The following is a 20,173-nucleotide window of genomic DNA, read 5'->3' on the forward strand; positions in this document are numbered from 1 at the left end:
GGACGCGCACATGGCCCTCCTGCAGATCGCCGAACCCGGCCAGAGCGCCGCTCCGCACCAGCACCGGCTGGCGGCGGGAATCGACCTCGGCACCACGAATTCACTGGTTGCCACGGTGCAGAGCGCAGTGGCCCGGGCATTACCCGACGAGGACGGTGCCTGCCTGCTGCCGTCGGTGGTGCGCTACACGCGCGCCGCCGAACCCGAGGTCGGCCGCCCGGCCCAGGCGCGCCAGGCCGAGGACCCGGTCAACACGATCGCGTCGGTCAAGCGCTTCATGGGACGGCGCCTCGCCGATCTGCCGGAAGCCGCCTCGCTGCCCTACCGCTTCATCGACCAGACAGGCATGGTCGGACTCGCTACCGCCGCTGGCGAGCGCTCGCCCGTGCAGGTGTCGGCCGACATTCTGCGGACCTTGCGCGTGCGCGCCGAGGCATCCCTCGGCGGCGAACTGGCGGGGGTTATCATCACGGTGCCCGCCTATTTCGACGACGCGCAGCGTCAGGCGACGAGAGACGCGGCGCACCTCGCCGGGCTGACGGTGCTGCGGCTGCTCAATGAACCGACGGCCGCCGCGATCGCGTACGGCCTCGACCGCGCTGCCGAAGGCGTCTTCGCGATCTACGACCTGGGCGGCGGCACTTTTGATATCTCGATCCTGCGGCTGTCTAAAGGCGTGTTCGAAGTGCTGGCCACCGGCGGCGACTCGGCCCTGGGCGGCGACGACTTCGATCGCGCCATTGCGCAGTGGTTCTGCAACGGGCACGGTGTCGAAGGCCTCGCCATGCTGGCGCCCTCCGCGCAGCGCAGTCTGATGATGGCGGCCCGCGCGGCGAAAGAGACGTTATCGCACGCCGGGTCCGCGGTGATCGCGCTTGCGCACGCCGACCGCAGCATCTGGCAGGCGGCGCTGTCGCGTGCGCAGTTCGCGGAATTGGGCGCCGCGCTCGTCGCACGAACTCTCGCGGCCACGCGGCGTGCGTTGCGCGACGCGAAACTCGGCACGGGCGATATCGACGGCGTGGTACTGGTCGGCGGTTCCACCAGGATGCCGCTGGTACGGCACGCCGTGCAGGAATTTTTCGGTCGCGAACCGCTTGCCGATATCGATCCGGATCAGGTGGTCGCGCTCGGCGCGGCGATCCAGGCCGATGTGCTGGCCGGCAACCGCAATGGCGACGGCTGGCTGCTGCTGGACGTCTGCCCTTTGTCGCTCGGCATCGAAACGATGGGCGGGCTGGTCGAGAAAATCATCCCGCGCAATTCCACGCTGCCGACCGCGCGCGCCCAGGAATTCACCACCTTCAAGGACGGCCAGACGGCCATGTCGCTGCATGTCGTGCAGGGCGAACGCGAGAGCGTGGCGGACTGCCGTTCGCTCGCCCGCCTGGAGTTGCGCGGTATCCCGCCGGCGGTTGCCGGCGCGGCGCGCGTGCGCGTGAGTTTTCAGATCGACACGGACGGCCTGCTCGCGGTCACCGCGCGCGAGCAGACCACCGGCGTCGAAACGCACGTCGAGGTCAAGCCGTCCTACGGACTGACCGATGTCGAGATCGCCGCGATGCTGCAACAGGCCATCGACGCGTCGCTGCCCGATATGCAGTTGCGCACGTTGCGCGAGGCGCAGATCGACGCACGCCGTCTGCTCGATGCAACCGAAGCGGCACTGGACAGCGACGCCGCGCTCCTGTCCGCCGACGAGCTGGCGGCCGTGCGGCGCGCAATGTTCCAGGTCGGCGAGGCGCTGGAGACCGATGCGTGCGTCGATCTGCTCAAGGCTGCGGCGACGGATCTCGCGGGCGCGACCGAAACCTTCGCCGCGCGGCGCATGAACGCGTCGATCCGCAATGCGCTCGCCGGACGCAACCTCGATACGCTGGTCTGAACTTGCCTGACCTTACCTCGTTTGACCTCGCCCGAGCCGGGAGCCCAACCTCATGCCGCGCATCCGTATTCTTCCCCACCCCGCGCTCTGTCCGCACGGACAGGACCTCGACGTGCGGCGCGGCACTTCGCTGTGCGAGAGTCTGCTCGCGTCCGGTGTCGCGATCGAGCACGCTTGCGAGATGGTCGCCGCATGCGCCACCTGTCACGTGTACGTGCGCGAGGGCGGTGCGTCGCTGGCACCTCCCGACGACGAGGAGAGCGACCAGCTCGACCATGCGTGGGGTCTTGACCCGCAATCGCGTCTCGCATGCTGCGTGAAGCTGCGCGACGCCGACCTGACAATCGAACTGCCGGCACACACACGCAACTTCGCGCGCGGCTGACCACGCACGTCGCATCGCATCGTAGATCGCACCTGCTTCCTCAACGCTGCATCCATCGCTACACCTGGCTGTCCGAAACAGGACATTCGCGACAGGCTTTCGTTGAGACCGCTTCATCCGGACACCCGCGAATGCCGGAAAGCGCCCGCTACAGGCGTCGATGCAACGCAACCTTGCATGGCACAGCACTTGCAAACAGTGAGACCAAAGGTCAAAAGGACAACTTCTCATGTCGAATCCGATCATCAACGACACCACGCTGCGCGACGGCGAGCAGACGGCCGGCGTCGCCTTCACGATTGCCGAAAAATGCGCGATTGCCGAGGCGCTCGCACGCGCCGGCGTACCCGAATTGGAAATCGGTATCCCCGCGATGGGTGACGAGGAAATCGATTGCATCCAGACCATCGTCGCGCTGAATCTCGACGCCGATCTGATGGTCTGGGGCCGCCTCACCGATGCGGACCTGGCCTCGGCGCTGCGCTGCAATCCCGACATCGTCCACCTGTCGATTCCCGTTTCCGATATCCACCTGCAACACAAGCTGCGCCAGCCGCGCTCATGGGTATTGGCGCAGATCAATCGCGTGATCGGCGCCGCTGTCAGGAGCGGGCGCAAGGTTTCGCTGGGCGCGGAGGATGCCTCCCGCGCGGACCCGGCTTTCCTCGCCGACGTGGCGCGGCGCGCGCAACAGTGCGGCGCGCAGCGCATCCGCTTTGCGGACACGCTCGGCGTTCTCGATCCGTTTTCGACCTATGAAGCGATAGCGCGATTGCGCGACGCGGTGGATCTGGAAATCGAAATCCACGCGCACAACGATCTCGGACTCGCGACCGCGAACACGCTTGCCGCGCTGCGCGCCGGCGCGACCCACGCCAATACGACCGTCAACGGTCTGGGCGAACGGGCCGGCAATGCGGCACTGGAAGAAATCGTGATGGGCGTGCGCCATATCATGGGCCGCGATACCGCCGTCGACACGACCGCGTTGCTGGGCATCTCGCGTCTCGTCGAACGGGCTTCGGGACGCCCGGTCGCGTTGAACAAGAGCATTGTCGGCGGCGGCGTATTCACGCACGAGTCGGGCATCCACACAGACGGGCTCGCCAAGAATGCCTCGACTTACGAGAGCTTCGACCCCGCCGAACTCGGCCGCGAGCGCTCGGTCGTGCTCGGCAAGCATTCGGGTTCGCAAAGCGTGCGCCAGGCTTATGACGCGCTCGGCCTGCCGGTCAGCGACACGCTTGTCGCGTTGCTGCTCACGCGCATCCGCCACCATGCGACCCATCACAAGCAGGCGCCCAGCGCCGCCGACCTGTATCGCTTCCTGATCGAAGCGCGCGACACCGTGGGAGAGTTGTCGTGAGCGGCGCCAACCGCGCAGACCGCGCCGCCTGCGTTCCGCCCAACCCCATCCGCCCGCGAGGAGTCAACGCGATGCAAAGCTTTGTCCAGCAACTCAAGGCACTGTCCTCGGCCGAGGACTTTCTGCAGTTCTTCGGCATTCCGTTCGACCAGAAAGTCGTCAACGTGAGCCGGCTGCATATCCTGAAGCGCTTTTTCCAGTACATCCGGCAACAGGACGTGCTGCCCGAAGGCGACGAGGCCGCGCTGTTCGCGTCGTACCACGCGCTGCTTCTCAAGGCTTACGGCGACTTCGTGATCTCGACGCCAGCCCAGGAAAAAGTCTTCAAGGTGTTCCAGGACACCGCCGGGCGGCAGCACGTTTCCCTCGACAGTCTGCGCGCGTCGCTGCCCGCGCGCACCGTTGCCTGACAGGTGGAGCAAGACCATGCACATCGTCGTCTGCATCAAACAGGTTCCGGATTCGGCGCAGATCCGCGTTCATCCGGTGACCAACACGATCATGCGCCAGGGCGTCCCGGCGATCGTCAACCCGTACGACCTGTTTTCACTCGAAGAAGCGCTGCGGCTGAAGGACCGCTTCGGCGGCAAGGTCACGATGCTGTGCATGGGGCCGCCGCAGGCCGAGGAAGCGCTGCGCAAATGCATCAGCTTCGGCGCCGACGACGCCGTGCTGGTCACCGACCGCGCGTTCGCGGGCGCGGACACGCTGGCCACCTCGTACGCGCTGGCCGCGGGCGTCCAGCAGATTGCGAAGGAGCAGGCAGTCGACATCGTCTTCACCGGCAAGCAGACGATCGACGGCGACACCGCGCAGGTCGGTCCCGGCATCGCCAAACGCCTCGGGCTGCAACTGCTGACCTACGTGTCGCGCATTGTCGAGACGGATCTCGACGCGCGCACGATCACCGTCGAGCGGCGCGCCGAGGGCGGCGTGCAGGTGCTCAGAACCGCGCTGCCGTGCCTGATCACGATGCTGGAGAACACCAACGAACTGCGCTTCGCGACGCTGCCCGCGATGATTCACGCGGCCGGCTATCCGGTGCGCAAATGGAACCGTGAACAGGCCGGCATCGAAGACGTCAGCAAGATCGGCCTGAAGGGTTCGCCGACGGTGGTCAGCAAGGTGTTCGGCCCGACCCCGCGCAGCGAGAAAGCGGAACTGCTCGATCTCGACGCCTCCAGTCTGCGCGATGTGTCGATGAACCTGCTGCAGAAGATTTTCACGCGCCATCCCACCCTGGAAGCCGACCTGCTGATGAAGGAGGGATCATGAACACACCCGCCGCTCCCGTGAAGAAACCTGCCGGCCGCGCAGGCCGCAACCTAGAACTGCCGGAGCATCTGAAGGCCTATAAAGGCGTCTGGGTCTTCATCGAGCACGACCGCGGACAGGTGCACAGCGTCTCGTGGGAGCTGCTCGGCGAAGCCCGCAAGCTGGCCGATACGCTCGGCAGCCGCGTGGGTGTCGCCGTGCTCGGCGGCGCGGACGAGCCGCTCGAACAGTTCGCCGCGGAAGCCTTCACTTACGGCGCGGACGACGCTTATATCGTCCACGACCCGGTGCTGCACGGCTATCGCAACGAGCCGTTCACCAGGGGGCTGACCGATCTCGTCAACCGGCATCAGCCCGAGATCCTTCTGCTCGGCGCGACGTCGATGGGCCGCGACCTCGCCGGCTCCGTCGCCACCACGCTGCTGACCGGACTGACCGCCGACTGCACCGAACTCAATATCGATCCCGTCTCGCGCGCGCTGGCGGCGACGCGCCCCACCTTCGGCGGCTCGCTGCTGTGCACGATCATGACGCTCGCGTACCGCCCGCAAATGGCGACGGTGCGCCCGCGCGTGATGCAGATGCCGCCGCGCGACGCCGCGCGCACCGGCAACATCGTCCAGGGAACGCTGGGGATGATCGAGACGGATATCGTCACGAGGCTGCTCGACTTCATCCCGGACGCGAGCAGCAACCGCATCAACCTGCCATACGCCGACGTGATCGTGAGCGGCGGCAAGGGCATGAAGAATCCGGAGAACTTCCGGCTGGTGTTCGAACTGGCGAACGTGCTCGGCGGCGAAGTCGGCGCGACCCGGCCATGCGTGCAGGCCGGCTGGGTGGAAGCCGAGCGCCAGGTGGGACAGACCGGCAAGACAGTACGGCCCAAGCTCTACATTGCCGCCGGTATTTCCGGCGCGATCCAGCACCGCGTGGGCATGGAAAGCGCGGACGTGATCGTGGCGATCAACACCGACCCGAACGCGCCGATCTTCGACTTCGCGCACTACGGCATTGTCGGCAACGCGCTGCAGGTGTTGCCCGCGCTGACGCAGGCTTTTGCGGAGCATCTGTCGCGGCGCCGCAAACAGGCCGCCTGAGGAGAATCACCATGAAGAAGCCTTCACAGTTCGATGCGATCGTGGTCGGCGCCGGTCCGTCCGGCAACGCCGCCGCCTATACGATGGCCAGGGCCGGCCTGAAAGTGCTGCAGATCGAGCGCGGCGAATATCCCGGCAGCAAGAACGTGCAGGGCGCGATCCTGTACGCGAAGGCGCTCGAAGAAATCATCCCGGACTTCCGCGACGACGCGCCGCTGGAGCGCCACATCATCGAACAGCGGATATGGATGCTCGACGACACCTCGTTCGTCGGCACGCACATGCGCAGCGAGGAATACAACAAGCCGCCCTATAACCGCTACACGATCATCCGCGCGCAGTTCGACAAGTGGTTTTCATCGAAAGTGCGCGAAGCCGGCGCCTTGCTGATCTGCGAGACCACGGTCAAGCAACTCATCATGGACGGCGATCAGGTGGTGGGCGTGCAGTGCGATCGCGAGCATGGCGACGTGTACGCGGACGTGGTGGTGCTCGCCGACGGCGTGAATTCGACGCTCGCGCGCAAGGCGGGCTTTCATGGAGAGATCGAAGCCGGCAACGTCGCGCTCGCGGTCAAGGAGATTCTCTTCATGCCCGAGGAGACGATCCGCCAGCGCTTTAACATCGGCGAGGACGACGGTGTCGTGATCGAGATGGTCGGCAGGATCACCGACGGCATGACGGGCACCGGCTTTCTTTATACCAACAAGGAATCGCTCACCATCGGCGTGGGCTGCATGCTGGGCGACTTCAAGAAGAACCCCAACCGCACGAGCCCCTACGTGCTGCTCGAAAAGATGAAGCAGCACCCGTCGATCGCACCGCTGATCGCGGGCGGCGAGATGAAGGAATATTGCGCGCATCTGATTCCGGAAGGCGGCTTTCACGCCATCCCGCGCGTCTACGGCAACGGCTGGATGATCGTCGGCGACTCGGGTGGTTTCGTGAACGCCGCGCACCGCGAAGGCTCGAATCTCGCGATGACCACCGGGCGCCTCGCCGCCGAAACGGTGATTCACGCGAAAGCCGCGGGCCTCGGCTATCGCGCGGCCACGCTCAAGGCCTACAAGGCCGCGCTCGACCAGAGCTTCGTGATGAAAGACCTGCACAAGTACCGCGACATGCCGGCCGTGCTGCACCAGAATCCGCAGTTCTTCACGACCTACCCCGATCTCGTGGCACGCGCCGCGCGCACGATGCTCACGGTCGACGGCAAGGACAAGAAAAGCAAGGAGCGCGAAATTTTTTCGAGCTTCCGCAAAGCCCGTTCGCTTGCCGGCATGGTGGGTGACGCCTACAAACTCCTGAGGGCCTTCCGATGAGCACCGTACCCGTCAACGTAGAGGAAAAGCTGTTCCAGAACCGTTACCGCGTGGATGCGGGGCGGCCGCACATCCGCATCAAGGACGCCGACGTGTGCCTGAGCGAGTGCAGCGCGAAGAGTTGCACCTTCGTCTGCCCGGCGTCCTGCTACAAGGCCGAAGGCAACGGCGCGGTAACGCTGATCACCGACGGTTGCCTCGAATGCGGCAGCTGCCGCATTCTCTGTACCGACCACCAGAACATCGAGTGGGACTACCCGCGCGGCGGTCACGGCATCCTGTTCAAATTCGGTTGAGGGACACGTCATGGCCAGACCCGAACGGCATGTGTTTGTCTGCACCCAGAACCGGCCGCCGCAGCATCCGCGCGGCTCCTGCGCAGGCGGCGGGAACTCCGCCACTAGCCGCCGCTAACCTCCCGACACTTCAGAGCGGCAATTCCCTCACCGGCGTCCCGTCGAGCCAGGCCTGAATCCCTTCGACAATCTGCGGATAGGCGGTACGGTAAGTATTTTCGGTAACGTAGCCGATATGCGGCGTTGCCAGCACGTTGGGCAGAAACCGGTACGGATGATGAGGCGCGAGCGGTTCTTCGTCGAATACGTCGAGTGCCGCGCCGGCAATGCGCCGTGCCTGCAGTGCCGCGATCAGCGCCGCTTCGGAGACGATCGGCCCACGCGACGTGTTGACCAGATAGGCGCTCGGCTTCATCAGCGCCAGTTCGCGCTCGCCGACGATCCCACAGGTGCGCTCGCCCAGCTTCAGATGAACCGAGAGCACGTCCGCGTCGCGAAACAGCTGATCCTTGTCGACGCGTTCCACAGCGTGTTCGGCGGCCCGCTCGGCCGTCAGGTTCTGGCTCCAGGCGATCGTGCGCATTCCGAATGCCTGCCCCAGGCGGGCCACCGCCTGCCCGATACGGCCAAGTCCCAGCAAACCCAGCGTCTTGCCGTTCACATCCACGCCCAGGCCCACCTGCCATCCGCCGGCGCGCAGCGAGGTCGCCTCCGCATGCAGGTTGCGCGTGATCGCGAGAATCAATGCCCAGGTGAGCGCCGGAGTGGCCGCGGCTTCGCCGCCGGTCGTGCCCGATACGACGATCCGCCGTTCGCGCGCGGCGAGCAGATCGATCGCCGCGTTCCACATACCGACCGTGACGATCAGCTTGAGCCGCGGCAGACGCGCGAGCAGCGCAGCGTCGAGACGGGTGCGCTCGCGCATCAGCACCACCACGTCGAACGGCGCGAGGCGCGCGGCGAGCGAATCGGGATCGGCGACGTGATCGTGAAAGAAGACCGCCTGCGCGCGCGGCGCGAGACTGGCCCAGTCGGCGAAAGAGCGGGCCGTCTGCTGATAGTCGTCGAGCACCGCAATGCTCGCGACAGCGGAATGTGACATGTAGGCGACTCCTGTCGTCAATGAGAGATGACGACCTTGCCGAAGAAGGCACGGTCGTCGAAGTGGTGCCAGGCATCGAGGGCGCGCTCGAACGGGAACACGCTGTCGATCACCGGCTTCAGGCCGGATAACGTGACCGCACGCACCAGATCCAGCAGCCCCGAGCGGTCGCCGACCGAGATCCGGTAGAACACGCCGCCGCTGCGAAACAGGTCGTTGAAATCGAGGTTGGACTGGCTGGACGCGAGAAAGCCGATCAGCGCGACTTCACCACGGTTCGCCACGGCCTTGATCGACTGTTCGAGCGTGCCCGCGCCGCCCACTTCGAGCACCCGATCGACACCACGTCCATCGGTCAGCTCGCGCACGCGGTCGCCCCATGCGGGCGTCTCGACGTAATTGATGACCTCGTCGGCGCCGAGCGCCTTCAGGCGCGCCGCTTTTTCCGGCGACGAAGTCGTGGCGATCACGCGCGCGCCGAGCAGTCTGGCAAGCTGGACCGCGAATACGGAGACGCCGCCGCTGCCTTGGGTCAACACCGTTTGTCCGGGACGCAGCGGGCGCAATCCGGATAGCGAGGTCCATGCGGTCAGCGCCGCGCAAGGCAGCGTGGCCGCCTCTTCGAAGGTAAGGTGGGGCGGCGCCGCGACGATCGCCTCCTCGCTGACAACCTTGTACTCGGCCAGCCAGCCGTCGCGATGCGAGCCATAGCTCTGCGAGCCGAGCGTGACCGGCGGATTGCCGCCATACCAGCGCGCATGAAACGTATTGATGACCCGGTCGCCGACCTTGAAGTCGACCACGTCCTCGCCCACGGCCGCAATCTCGCCGGCCGCGTCGCTGAGCGGAATCAGGCCGGCCTGCTGCGCGCGCAGGTAGGTGCCGTGAACCATCGCGATGTCGCGATAGTTCAGAGACGAGGCGCGCACCCGGATCAGCACTTCACCGCGCTGCGGCTCGGGCGTAGGTTCGTCGTGAAGCGTGAGATGGTCGAGACTGCCGGCTTGATCGAAGCGATACACTTTCATCGAACGACTCCCATGAAGTCGCGCGATGCGGGCCCCTCGACGGAGAATGGCGAAGCCAGGTCGTCGCGCGAGTCGTCAGTCTAATGGGATCTTCGCGAGCCTGCTTGCCGCTGCGGTGTTCCACCTTCGTGACTTTCAGTCGTAAGGTAAACGGCGGCACGCAGTCACGCGAAGCGACTCCGCGCAGCGAGACCGGGCCGCTCAGAAAAACAGCAGTGTGCGCAATTCGATACTGCGTCGCGGCGGCGCGTCGGCCGGTGACGTGGGATCGTCGAATGCCGTGTGCGCGGTGAGCCGCGCAATGCCGTCGCCCGCCGAATCGTAGATCTTGAGCAACAGGAATTCATCGGGCGTCATATTGGGGAAATAGTACCAACGGTGACGCGGATTGAAGACCAGCGCATACGTCTCGCCCACCTTGTCGGGATAGACGAGGTCCGAAGCCACCACATCGTTGAGCGCGATACTGCGCGAATCGCACAGCGCGAGCGGCGATGACCGCACCGTTTCGCCGATCGGTCGCCACAGGTTGACGATCGCCACCCGCCCTAGCAGCAACTGCTCGGCTTCCCCCGCCGGCAGATGGTCGCGCACGCGCCGCGGCCCCGACACGAAGGTCTGGTCGTTATGAATGTACTTGACCGGTTCCCTCACACCTTCGGCACGCCCGGCGTTGCCGTCGCGCAGCGTGTGATCGAACACGACGACGCGGCGGGCGCCCGTGGCCTGCTTCAATAGCTGTTCGCTTTCCCGGTAGTAAACGGATTCGATCTTGGCCGGGTCGGAGAAGTCGGTCAATGCACTGGCATGCCGATGCAGTTCGAAACCGTTCCGGTCGAGCGACAACGCACCCGGCGGCGGCGCAACGCGCGCGTTCGAGACCGTCACCCGATGCAGGCGGTACACGCCGCTGCGCTTCGGCACGCCGGGCGGCGGCTCGTATTGATACGCGACCGGCTTTTCGCCGGTGAACTCGAGATAATTCAGCTCTGCCTGAACCGATGCGGCAGAGGCCGGTGTGTCGATGACGATATCGCTCATGGTCGCGTCCTCATCACGTTAAAACGATTCGTTGAACGGCCGCAGGTCGATTTCCTGCGACCATGCGCTGCGCCCCTGCTGATGGAGACGCCAGTACGAGTCGGCGATCTCGTCGGGATTGAGCAGTCCGTCCGGGCCGCGTTCGGCCGCCCGCTGCGGCGCGGAGGTGCGCAGGCGCTCACCGTCGATGCCGCCATCCACCACCACATGCGCAACATGGATATTCTGTGGCCCGAACTCGCGCGCGAGGCTCTGCGTGAGCGAGCGCAGGCCGGCCTTCGCGGAAGCGAACGCGGCAAACGGCGGGCGGCCGCGCAGCGAAGCCGTTGCGCCCGTGAACAGCAGCGAGCCGCGGCCGGCCGCCAGCAACGGCGGCAACGCCGCCCGGGCGAACAGGAAGCCGCCGAGCGTCGTGACGCGCCATGCCGCCTCGAACTGCTCGGCGCTCAGATCGAGCGTCGGGGCACGCGTCGCGCCCGCGGCGTTGAAGATCGCGACTTCGAGCGTGCCTCGTTCCGCGAGTTGCCGCGCAATGGCCGCAAGGTCGCTCTCGCTCGTGACGTCGCCGGGTAAAGCCAGGGCCTGCCCGCCGGCGTGCTGAATTTCGGCGACCACCGTATCGAGCCGCTCGCGCGAGCGCCCTGTCACGGTGACGTTTAAACCCTCGCGCGCAAAACGGCGCGCGAGTGCCGCGCCCAGTCCCGCGCTCGCGCCTACCCCGGCAATCCACGCAAGACGTGTATTCCGTGTGTTCGTTGCGTTGTCGTTCTGGACAGCATCGGCCATTGGATTCTCCATTACATCCATTTCATGAGCGTAGGCGAGCGTCGCCAACCTTAGAAATAACGAATTGTGGAAAGTTAAGCGGCAAAGCCAGATCAAGCACAAGATTACATATCGCGCTTCGCGGCAGGCAAATTTCCACTGTGGCGGAATATCGCCAAGTTTCCGCGCTGCTATCGATATGCGAAAAAATTGGTTCGACGCGCCCGCGTGATTGCAGACACTCGATATGTTGCAATCGATCTGCCGGCCACCATGAAGGAATTCGGATATCTCGCTCATCGCAATTCCGATGAAGCCACGAAACACGCCGCCGTGCCGTTGGCCTCGCGTTACGAGGCCCTCAAGCGGGTGGGCAGCGTGCTGCTGGTCGCGGTCATTCTGGCTTGCATCCACAGGGAAATTTCGGGTGCAAACGATGGATCACTGCTTTGCGCCGTCAGTGCCTATGTCAATGGCAGGGGACATGAATTGCCGCGCGGCCACGACTCCGGAGCACGATGATGGCCAGGGACACTCAAGGCCTGCACGTGACGGCGGTTGCCGTGACCATTCCTTGCGGGTTGTTGGGCTCGGCCTCGGCGAAGGCGTTTCGCGCATCAGGCACTCCGTTGCTGCCGGATCCGGTTTGCGTCACGAGATGCCTGCTCCCCGTGCGCCCATCTGAACAATACGGCAAGCGTGGAGCGCGCGAAACGAACAAATTCTTCGATAGTTAGCAGTCGGCACATGACCCTCTGACTGCGACGGCCGCATGCCGGTCCGGACGGAAAACGCTCTCTCACCACGCCTCCGGCGTCGCTCGCTCACGACCCATAGCGCTTCGTCAGCCGGAGGCTACGCTTCAGTGTCCGCCCGCGCCCGCGAACACCCGCACGAATTCGAAGTGGTTACCTTGATTTGGTCAAAACTGGTCATTTCCAGAGTCCAATCCTGAGACTAATCTTCACTCAACGCATCACCGGATGCGTCCCATCCAACTCAGGAGTGAATCATGGAACAACGTCTCGATTTCTATAAAGCCAACCCCGCCGCCATCAAGGCGCTGCTCGGCGTCGAAGAGCGCATCGGCAAGTCGGCGCTCGAAAAATCGCTGGCCGAACTGGTCCGCCTGCGTGCCTCGCAGATCAACGGCTGCGCGTACTGCGTCGATATGCACACCACCGACGCTCGCAATGGCGGCGAAACCGAGCGGCGCCTCGCGACCGTGGTGGTATGGCGCGAAACGCCGTTCTTTACCGACCGCGAACGCGCGGCGCTCGAATGGACGGAAGCGTTGACGCTGGTCTCGCTCGACCATGTGCCCGACGCCGTGTGGACCGCCGTGCGCCCTCACTTCAGCGAGGCGGAACTGGTCGACCTGACCCTGCTGATTTCGGCGATCAACGCATGGAACCGCTTCGCGATCGCGTTCCGCAAGCTGCCGGCGTAAGCGATGCCAGCCGGCGCAAGCCGCAACCCATTTCGAATCATCCTGGCACGGAGAGTAATGATGAAAATTATGCATGTCGATGCGAGCGCCAAGCGTGAGCGATCCAATTCCCGCGCGTTGAGCCGGTTCTTTATCGAGCGTCTGCGTGAAGAAGGGGTGGAGCTCGACGTCGATTATCTGGATGTGACGGTGGATACGCCGCCCCACGTGAGCGAAGCGTTCGCCATTGCCACCTACACGCCGGAGCACGAGCGCACCGCTGCAATGCGCGCCGCGCTGGCAGACTCCGACGTGTTGTGCCGACGCCTGCTCGAAGCCGACGCACTCGTCTTCGCCATGCCGATGTACAACTGGTCGATGCCCTCCGCGTTCAAGGCGTTTGTGGACAGCGTCACGCGAACCGGCGTGACCTATGTGAACACCGCCGACGGTCGCATCGAAGGCCAGCTCGGGCGGCAAAAGGTTCTGTTCATCACGAGCCGCGGCGCGGACCTGCGGCCCGGCACACCCTTTTCTTCGATGGACGCGCTGACGCCTGCGCTAAAAGCGGCCTTCGGCTTCCTCGGCGTTGCCGATCCTGCCTTCGTCGATGCGCAGCCGCTGCAGTTCTCCAACCAGGAAGCGCGGGCCGAAGCGCTCGAACGGGCACGCGCGGAGTTGTCCACGGTCGCTGCGGCGTGGGCAAAATGGGCAACGTCCGTGGACATGCAGCGGGAAGCCATGACGTTCTGATTGCCACCAGATCAGAAGCCGATCAATGCCGGCTTAAATTCGGCATACTAATTTTCACCAAACTGAAGAGTATTGAAATGTATACGAGGAAACTTATCGCGGCCGTCGCACTCGCCGGTCTTTCTCTCACTGCGGTCTCGCACAACCTGTTCGCCGAAGAACCGGCTGCCACGCGCGAAACGATTACGCCGGCTTTCGCCGAAGCAATCGCCAACGTTCCGGGCAAGAAGATGACGGCCTTGATCGTCGAATACGCACCCGGCGGCAAATCGCCCGCGCATCGGCACGGCCAGGCTTTCGTGGTCGGTTATGTGTTGTCCGGCGCAATCCGCAGCCAGGTGAACAACGGCGAGGAAAAGGTCTTCCATGCGGGTGAACATTGGACCGAAAATCCCGGCGTTCATCACACCGAGAGTGAAAACGCGAGCGCGACGGAACCCGCGAAGTTGCTGGCCATCTTCGTGGCTGATTCGAAAGACAAACAGCTCGTCACGTTCGACAGCCAATGAGCGCAGCCGCTGGCGCGCAGGAGATCCATGATCTCGCGGTACGAGACCGCGCGCCCCACTCTCGAAGAAATCAACCACCGGGTGCGTTCAACGATTCTCCACCACGCGCGACTTGCATTGAGCTTTTGGATCCCATATCCTGCATACATAAAAGGAAACACTGCAAAGGAACATCACAGTCATGCTGGTATTGAGCGCACAGGATCAGGCCATGCTGGACGGCGCGTTCGGAAGCGGCGTCGCGCTTGCGATGCGCATCGTCACCCGCACCGCGAACGTCATGGGCGCGCGCGAGCTTATCGATATCAGCTCGGCGCATATCGACGGGTGTCTTTATCACGGCCCCGCCAGCCTCGATTTCGTCGAACGTTTCGTTCAGGGCGACACGAGGGTCGCTGTTCCGACCACGCTGAACGTCGGCTCGCTCGACCTGATCCATCCCCAGCTTTATCACGGCGACAGGACCACACAGCACGCGGCGGAACGCCTGATGAAAGCGCACCTCGCGCTTGGCTGCGAATCGAGCTTCACTTGCGCGCCGTATCAGCTCAAACATCGCCCGAAGGCGGGCGATCAGATTGCCTGGGCCGAATCGAACGCCATTGTCTTTGCCAATTCCGTACTGGGTGCGCGGACCAGCCGGTATGGCGACTTCCTCGATCTGGCCGCCGCCATTACCGGCCGCGCGCCGCATGCCGGGCTTCATATCACCGAAAATCGGGCCGCGCGTATTGTCGTCGAAGCACCTGACTTTGCGAAGCTGCCTGGCCGGGATGTATTCTTCGCCGTGCTGGGTTTTCTGCTGGGTGAGCAAGCCGGCGCGACAGTAGCCGCTATCGTCGGTTTGCCGCCCGATAGCAGCGAAGACGAATTGAAGGCACTGGGAGCCGCGGCCGCGTCGAGTGGCGCGGTAGCGCTCTTTCACGCGGTCGGCATCACGCCGGAGGCGCCAACGCTCGACGCCGCATTGCAGAGCCAAGCGCCAGCCCGGACCATTTCCATTTCAATGGATCAGCTTGCCGCCGTCCGGAGGCGGCTGAACCAGGGCCGCCCCGGCGATCCGCTGATCGCGGTTAGCCTCGGTACACCGCACTTTTCAGTCGAAGAATTCGAGCAACTCGTCGAACTGTTCGCGCTGCATGACGGACCTCTGAAATGCGACTTTTACGTGAACACAAGCCGATTCGTACTCTGGCAACTTGAAGCGACCGGGATAGCTCAGATGCTCGCCAAACGCGGTGTACAGATCGTGGTGGACACCTGCACGTATATCACCCCGGTGATGAAAAAACTGAGCGGACTCGTCATGACGAACTCCGGCAAATGGGCACACTATGCGCCGGCGAATATCGGCGTTTCGGTGGCGTATGGAAGCATGCAGGAATGCGTGCGCTCCGCATTCGAAGGCAAGGTGCATTTCGATGAATAGGTCGGCTAACGAAACCAGCCACGGTGACGCGAATCATGGAATCGATCAGCGCGGCTGGCCACCCGCCAGCACGCTGGCCGCCGGGCACGCACGCGGCGCCATACTCGCGCTCGAACCATTGAGTTTCTGGGGCGGCTACGACGCCGCACTCGGAAAGATCATCGAGAAATCTCACCCGGCTCATGGGCAGAGCCTTGCCGGCAAGATCATGGTAATGCCGCGCGCCAAGGGCTCCAGTTCAAGCAGCAGCGTGCTCGCCGAGGCCATCCGCAATGGCACGGGCCCGAGCGGTATTGTGCTTCGCGAGCGGGATCTGATCATCTCCATCGGCGTCATTGTCGCGAACGAGCTTTACGGCGTGAGTGTTCCGCTCGTGGTGGTGGATGACGACGTCTTCGACACGCTATACCGTTGCACACAGCCCATTCAGATCGATGCGCCGCATGAAGGCGGCGAGGCCCGCATCGAGATCGTCTCTGGAACCACGCTATGAGCGTCGGGAGAATCGGATTTATCGGCACGGGGAGCATCACCGAGGCCATCGTCACCGGGCTGGCGACATGCGCTGACGTACCGACGGAGGTGTGGCTATCGCCGCGCAACGCGCAGATTGCGGACAGGCTCGCGCAGGCATATCCAATGGTGCAAGTGGCCGGCGAAAACCAGGAAGTGGTGGATCGCTGCGACGTGGTATGCCTCGCCGTGCGACCACAGGTCGCCGAAAGTGTATTGCAAGCCCTGCGGTTTTCCGGTCGGCACCACGTAATCAGCTTCATAGCGACATATGGGCTCGACAAACTGAGAACGCTCATTGCGCCGGCAAAAACCCTGGTCCGCGCAGCGCCGCTTCCAACCGTCGCGGAACACCTGTGCAACACACTCGTGTTTCCCGCAGACGATATCGCCCGAAGTCTTTTTACACAGCTGGGTGGTGCAATCGAGGTCGGCAGCGAGGAAGCGTTCGACGTCCTGTTCTCAGCAACAGCAACGATGGGCAGCTACTTCGCGCTGTTGCACAACCAGGCTCGCTGGCTCGAGCAGCATGGCTCCACCTACAGCGAAGCGCGCGACTATCTTGCAAGCCTGCACTTCGGTCTTGCCAGCGTCGCGCGAAAAACGCAGACCCGCTTCGACGAGCTTTCCAAGGAGTTCACGACGGCGGGCGGTTTGAACGAACAGGTACTGGACGCGCTCGGCGCTCATCGAGTGTTCAATGCTTTCGATGACGCGTTCGATCAGGTTCTACACCGGATCGGCGGAACAGTTTCTCAACGCAATGAATAACGAATCAAATGAAGAGGGCCAATAGCGCCATTGCGCGATTCACCGAGAAATCACCGCCTCGACCACGCTGACGATCTGCTTGGCCGCCGTCTTGACGTGCTGCTCCAGAAGCTTCGCTCCGAGTTTCGGATCACGCTGGCGGCATGCTTCGACGAGGCCCATATGCTCTTCGTGCGACTGCTCGCGAATCGGCACCTGTACGACCTGAAAGCGGAAATACCGGTCACTCCGGTCGTGCAGCACCCTCAGCATCTGCAGCGTGATATCCCGCTGCGCCGGCAGATAAAGCGTTTCGTGAAATCGCCAGTTCAGTTGTCCCCACTGCCCCTCTGAAGCCTTGTCCATTTCCTTGACGAGGCGCTCCGCCTTGTTGATCTCGGCATCCGTAATGCGCACGATCGCTTCGGAGAAAAGCCACGGTTCCAGACGCAGGCGGATATCGAACGTTTCCTGCACTTCTTCCACCGAGAGTTCCGCCACATAAGCGCCCTTGTGCGGCACACTCGTCAGCAAACCCTCGCCGGTCAAGCGCGTGATGGCTTCTCGAATCGGCACGCGGCTCACGCCCAGTTCCTCGGCCAGCGCTTCCTGTCGCAGCACCTCGCCTGGCGCGAGTTCGCCGCTCAGAATCCGTTGGCGGATCGCGGTCAACACGAGATCCACCGTGGTGGGACGAACGATTTTCCTCGTCACGTTCGCGGCGGCAGAAGCCTCGCCTGGCGTGGATGTTTCGGAGCGACGTTGTTTGGCGGCAACCGGGGGCATGGCAACGGATCTATACGGTGAGGACGTTACCGACATCGTAGCACGATGTCGGCTTTAGGATCCAAAATCCAATAATCCGCGCGCCGTCTACGACAGGGCTTGACGAACCCAGGCGCCATTTTTCATGACCGCGGAAATCCGCTCGCCCTGGCCGCCCAGCAGGCGGATGTCTCTCGAAGGATCGCCGTCGACCACGAGAAGATCCGCGAAAGCGTCTGCCGCAATCACCCCGAGGCGCCCCTGCATGCCGACGATTTCAGCACCGATCGCAGTGGCCTGACAGATCGTCTCGAATGCGCCCAGAATGTCCGCACGAATCGACAGTTCATCGCTTTGATACTGATGCATGTCGCCGAGCAGATCGGTTCCCAAACCCATCTTCACGCCGTGACGCTTCAGGATTTCCAGTGCCTTCAGCCCCTGAATACGGACCGATTCGTTCTTGGCGAGCGCGCTCTCTCCGACCCCGGACCTGGTGCCCACCTTGCTCATCGCGTCGTAGGTCACCAGCGTAGGCACGGCAAACGCGCCGTGTTTTGCCATGACGGCGGCGGCTTCATCGTCGATCAGGTTGCCGTGCTCGATCGTGCGCACGCCGAGTTCGACCACTCGGGCGATCGCCTTGCCGGTATAGGCGTGGGCCATCACATAGGTTTGATGCGACGCGGCTTCTTCCACGACGGCTTTAATCTCGTCGACTGAAAACTGCAGATTGCCGATCGGATCGGTCGGCGATGCAACGCCGCCCGACGCCATGATCTTGATGTGGTGCGCGCCGGAACGCATCTCTTCGCGGACTGCCTTGCGGATCTCGTCCACGCCGTCGACAATGCGGCCGATTGCACCGAGGTTCCGGTGACAGCCGCACGGATCAGGATCCGAGTTGTCGAAGCGCTCGCGAAAATCGCCATGACCGCCGGTTTGCGACAGCGCCTTGCCGGCAACGAAGAGGCGCGGGCCCGCAATCACGCCTTCTTCGATAGCTCGCGACAACGCATAGTCGGCGCCGCCTGCATCGCGCACGGTCGTGAAGCCGCGATGCAGCATGCCGGCGAGAATCGGTACGGCGCGCAGCACCGCGAAAGTGTTGGGCAAGCGCCCGTTGTTACCCAGATGCGCAACCGACGCGATCACATGCGCGTGGCAGTCGACCATACCGGGCATCACCGTTTTACCGTCGACATCGATCACGTCGGCACCGTTGATCGAGACGGGTTCGCGCGACACCTCGCGGATCGTGTCGTTCTCGATCACGATCGAATAGCGTGCGTCGTCGTGCTCATGATTGACATCCAGAACACGGGCGTTCTTCAGAATAAGCATGATTCCCTCTTCAGATTGAAGTCATTCGCTGCGTGAGACCTCGCTCGCAACTTCATTTCAACAGGAAGCCCTTCGCAAGCGGATCCCGGTCGTCGACAAAAATAGTGTTATGGCCGGTGACGCGAGCCCAGCCTTCGATACTCGGAATGATCGCGTCCAGCTTGCCGACGCGAGTCGCCTCTTCCGGCATGCCCACGAACAGCGTGCCGATAATGCTTTCGTGGACGAAGCGTTCGCCGATCGCAAGCTTGCCCCTGGCCACAAGCTGCGCCATGCGAGCGGAGGTTCCGGTGCCGCAAGGCGACCGGTCGATCGCCTTGTCTCCGTAGAACACTGCGTTGCGGGCGGTTGCGCCCGCAACGGTCGGTTCACCGGTCCACATGACATGGCTGAGGCCGCAAATCTCCGCTTTTTCCGGATGCGTGAAATCGTATTTCTGATTGGCCTTCTGCCGCAGTATTGGACTCAGCCGCTGTATGTCCGACGGCCTCAGCGCATGCATGCCCGAGTAGTTGGCTTGCGGCTCGATGATGGCGTAGAAATTTCCACCATAAGCGACGTCAAAACGAATCTCACCCAGTCCTTCGACTTCGACGGACAGATCAGTTGAATGAAGGAATGACGGCACATTGACGAGTTGGACCGAATCGACGTGCTCACCCTCCAGCCTGTATCTGGCAAGCACCAGACCTGCCGGTGTGTCCAGTCGCAGAACGCCGGGTTCCCTGGGACGTACCAGACCGTTTTCTATCGCCGTCGTCACCGTGCCGATGGTTCCGTGGCCGCACATTGGCAAACACCCGCTCACCTCGATGAACAGGATCGCCACGTCGCAGTCGGGCCGGGTCGGCGGATAAAGGATGCTGCCGGACATCACCTCGTGCCCGCGCGGCTCGAACATCAGGGAAGTGCGGATCCAGTCGAACTCTCTCTCGAAGTGAGCGCGCTTCTCGATCATGTTCGCGCCTTCGAGCAGGGGCGCGCCGCCCGCGACGACACGCACCGGATTGCCGCATGTGTGGCCGTCGATACAGAAGAAAGTCGATTTCATGGTGTTGCTCCAGAATGATGTTTTCCGGCTTCCGGTGGACGAGCCCGCCACCTGGTCTGTTGCAC

At 63.5% G+C, this 20,173-nt stretch carries 22 protein-coding genes; 15 read left to right on the top strand and 7 right to left on the bottom strand.

Going from position 1 to position 20,173, the window contains the following annotated elements; translation table 11 throughout:
• Window positions 1-10: 10 nt before the first annotated feature.
• From hscA to BXE_RS29910, 8 genes are all read left to right on the top strand, one after another.
• Window positions 11-1,885, top strand: coding sequence for a Fe-S protein assembly chaperone HscA (gene hscA / locus BXE_RS29875; protein ID WP_011491848.1), 1,875 nt, complete (start codon window positions 11-13; stop codon window positions 1,883-1,885).
• Window positions 1,886-1,937: 52 nt separating this feature from the next.
• Window positions 1,938-2,270: a 2Fe-2S iron-sulfur cluster-binding protein gene (locus BXE_RS29880; protein ID WP_011491849.1), complete on the top strand. Its 333-nt coding sequence runs from the start codon at window positions 1,938-1,940 to the stop codon at window positions 2,268-2,270.
• Between the two features lie 229 nt (window positions 2,271-2,499).
• Window positions 2,500-3,636, top strand: a complete 1,137-nt coding sequence (gene nifV, locus BXE_RS29885) for a homocitrate synthase (RefSeq protein ID WP_011491850.1) — start codon at window positions 2,500-2,502, stop codon at window positions 3,634-3,636.
• 71 nt (window positions 3,637-3,707) lie between these two features.
• Window positions 3,708-4,046, top strand: coding sequence for a nitrogenase stabilizing/protective protein NifW (gene nifW / locus BXE_RS29890; RefSeq protein WP_011491851.1), 339 nt, complete (start codon window positions 3,708-3,710; stop codon window positions 4,044-4,046).
• Window positions 4,047-4,062: 16 nt separating this feature from the next.
• On the top strand, window positions 4,063-4,911 hold the full coding sequence (locus BXE_RS29895) for an electron transfer flavoprotein subunit beta/FixA family protein (RefSeq protein WP_011491852.1): 849 nt from the start codon (window positions 4,063-4,065) through the stop codon (window positions 4,909-4,911).
• A complete protein-coding gene (locus BXE_RS29900) occupies window positions 4,908-6,011 on the top strand; it encodes an electron transfer flavoprotein subunit alpha/FixB family protein (protein ID WP_011491853.1) in 1,104 nt (367 codons plus the stop codon). The genes BXE_RS29895 and BXE_RS29900 overlap by 4 nt, the downstream gene beginning before the upstream one ends.
• A gap of 11 nt (window positions 6,012-6,022) precedes the next feature.
• The gene (locus BXE_RS29905; RefSeq protein WP_011491854.1) at window positions 6,023-7,333 is read left to right on the top strand and encodes an FAD-dependent monooxygenase; all 1,311 of its coding nucleotides are present in this window, start codon (window positions 6,023-6,025) and stop codon (window positions 7,331-7,333) included.
• On the top strand, window positions 7,330-7,629 hold the full coding sequence (locus BXE_RS29910; protein WP_011491855.1) for a ferredoxin family protein: 300 nt from the start codon (window positions 7,330-7,332) through the stop codon (window positions 7,627-7,629). Before BXE_RS29905 ends, BXE_RS29910 begins: the two co-directional genes overlap by 4 nt.
• A 130-nt stretch (window positions 7,630-7,759) precedes the next feature.
• On the opposite strand, the gene BXE_RS29915 is transcribed toward BXE_RS29910, so the two are convergent.
• The 4 genes from BXE_RS29915 to BXE_RS29930 form a co-directional block, all read right to left on the bottom strand.
• Window positions 7,760-8,731, bottom strand: coding sequence for a D-2-hydroxyacid dehydrogenase family protein (locus BXE_RS29915; protein WP_011491856.1), 972 nt, complete (start codon window positions 8,729-8,731; stop codon window positions 7,760-7,762).
• Between the two features lie 17 nt (window positions 8,732-8,748).
• Entirely contained in the window at window positions 8,749-9,759 is a 1,011-nt protein-coding gene (locus tag BXE_RS29920; protein WP_011491857.1) for a zinc-dependent alcohol dehydrogenase family protein, read from the bottom strand.
• A gap of 201 nt (window positions 9,760-9,960) precedes the next feature.
• A complete protein-coding gene (locus tag BXE_RS29925) occupies window positions 9,961-10,800 on the bottom strand; it encodes a CmcJ/NvfI family oxidoreductase (protein WP_011491858.1) in 840 nt (279 codons plus the stop codon).
• An 18-nt stretch (window positions 10,801-10,818) separates the two neighbouring features.
• Window positions 10,819-11,586, bottom strand: a complete 768-nt coding sequence (locus BXE_RS29930) for an SDR family NAD(P)-dependent oxidoreductase (protein ID WP_011491859.1) — start codon at window positions 11,584-11,586, stop codon at window positions 10,819-10,821.
• Window positions 11,587-11,838: 252 nt separating this feature from the next.
• Here BXE_RS29930 and BXE_RS29935 point away from each other — a divergent pair, with 252 nt between their 5' ends.
• The 7 genes from BXE_RS29935 to BXE_RS29965 all read left to right on the top strand — a co-directional run bounded on the left by BXE_RS29935 (window position 11,839) and on the right by BXE_RS29965 (window position 16,969).
• Window positions 11,839-12,087, top strand: a complete 249-nt coding sequence (locus tag BXE_RS29935) for a hypothetical protein (protein ID WP_040124712.1) — start codon at window positions 11,839-11,841, stop codon at window positions 12,085-12,087.
• A gap of 490 nt (window positions 12,088-12,577) precedes the next feature.
• On the top strand, window positions 12,578-13,015 hold the full coding sequence (locus tag BXE_RS29940) for a carboxymuconolactone decarboxylase family protein (RefSeq protein WP_011491861.1): 438 nt from the start codon (window positions 12,578-12,580) through the stop codon (window positions 13,013-13,015).
• Between the two features lie 60 nt (window positions 13,016-13,075).
• A complete protein-coding gene (locus BXE_RS29945) occupies window positions 13,076-13,747 on the top strand; it encodes an FMN-dependent NADH-azoreductase (protein WP_040124710.1) in 672 nt (223 codons plus the stop codon).
• A 77-nt stretch (window positions 13,748-13,824) separates the two neighbouring features.
• The gene (locus BXE_RS29950; RefSeq protein WP_011491863.1) at window positions 13,825-14,256 is read left to right on the top strand and encodes a cupin domain-containing protein; all 432 of its coding nucleotides are present in this window, start codon (window positions 13,825-13,827) and stop codon (window positions 14,254-14,256) included.
• 181 nt (window positions 14,257-14,437) lie between these two features.
• On the top strand, window positions 14,438-15,685 hold the full coding sequence (locus tag BXE_RS29955; protein WP_011491864.1) for an aconitase X: 1,248 nt from the start codon (window positions 14,438-14,440) through the stop codon (window positions 15,683-15,685).
• Entirely contained in the window at window positions 15,678-16,178 is a 501-nt protein-coding gene (locus BXE_RS29960) for an aconitase X swivel domain-containing protein (protein ID WP_011491865.1), read from the top strand. The genes BXE_RS29955 and BXE_RS29960 overlap by 8 nt, the downstream gene beginning before the upstream one ends.
• Window positions 16,175-16,969, top strand: coding sequence for a pyrroline-5-carboxylate reductase (locus tag BXE_RS29965; RefSeq protein ID WP_011491866.1), 795 nt, complete (start codon window positions 16,175-16,177; stop codon window positions 16,967-16,969). Before BXE_RS29960 ends, BXE_RS29965 begins: the two co-directional genes overlap by 4 nt.
• A 39-nt stretch (window positions 16,970-17,008) precedes the next feature.
• On the opposite strand, the gene BXE_RS29970 is transcribed toward BXE_RS29965, so the two are convergent.
• The 3 genes from BXE_RS29970 to BXE_RS29980 all read right to left on the bottom strand — a co-directional run bounded on the left by BXE_RS29970 (window position 17,009) and on the right by BXE_RS29980 (window position 20,108).
• Window positions 17,009-17,734 (bottom strand): GntR family transcriptional regulator, encoded by a 726-nt coding sequence (locus BXE_RS29970; RefSeq protein ID WP_040124708.1) that lies wholly within the window; start codon window positions 17,732-17,734, stop codon window positions 17,009-17,011.
• Window positions 17,735-17,821: 87 nt separating this feature from the next.
• A complete protein-coding gene (locus BXE_RS29975) occupies window positions 17,822-19,057 on the bottom strand; it encodes a metal-dependent hydrolase family protein (protein WP_011491868.1) in 1,236 nt (411 codons plus the stop codon).
• A 52-nt stretch (window positions 19,058-19,109) separates the two neighbouring features.
• Entirely contained in the window at window positions 19,110-20,108 is a 999-nt protein-coding gene (locus BXE_RS29980) for a 4-hydroxyproline epimerase (RefSeq protein ID WP_011491869.1), read from the bottom strand.
• Window positions 20,109-20,173 lie beyond the last annotated feature (65 nt).

Source organism: Paraburkholderia xenovorans LB400, assembly GCF_000013645.1.
Lineage (GTDB): Bacteria > Pseudomonadota > Gammaproteobacteria > Burkholderiales > Burkholderiaceae > Paraburkholderia > Paraburkholderia xenovorans.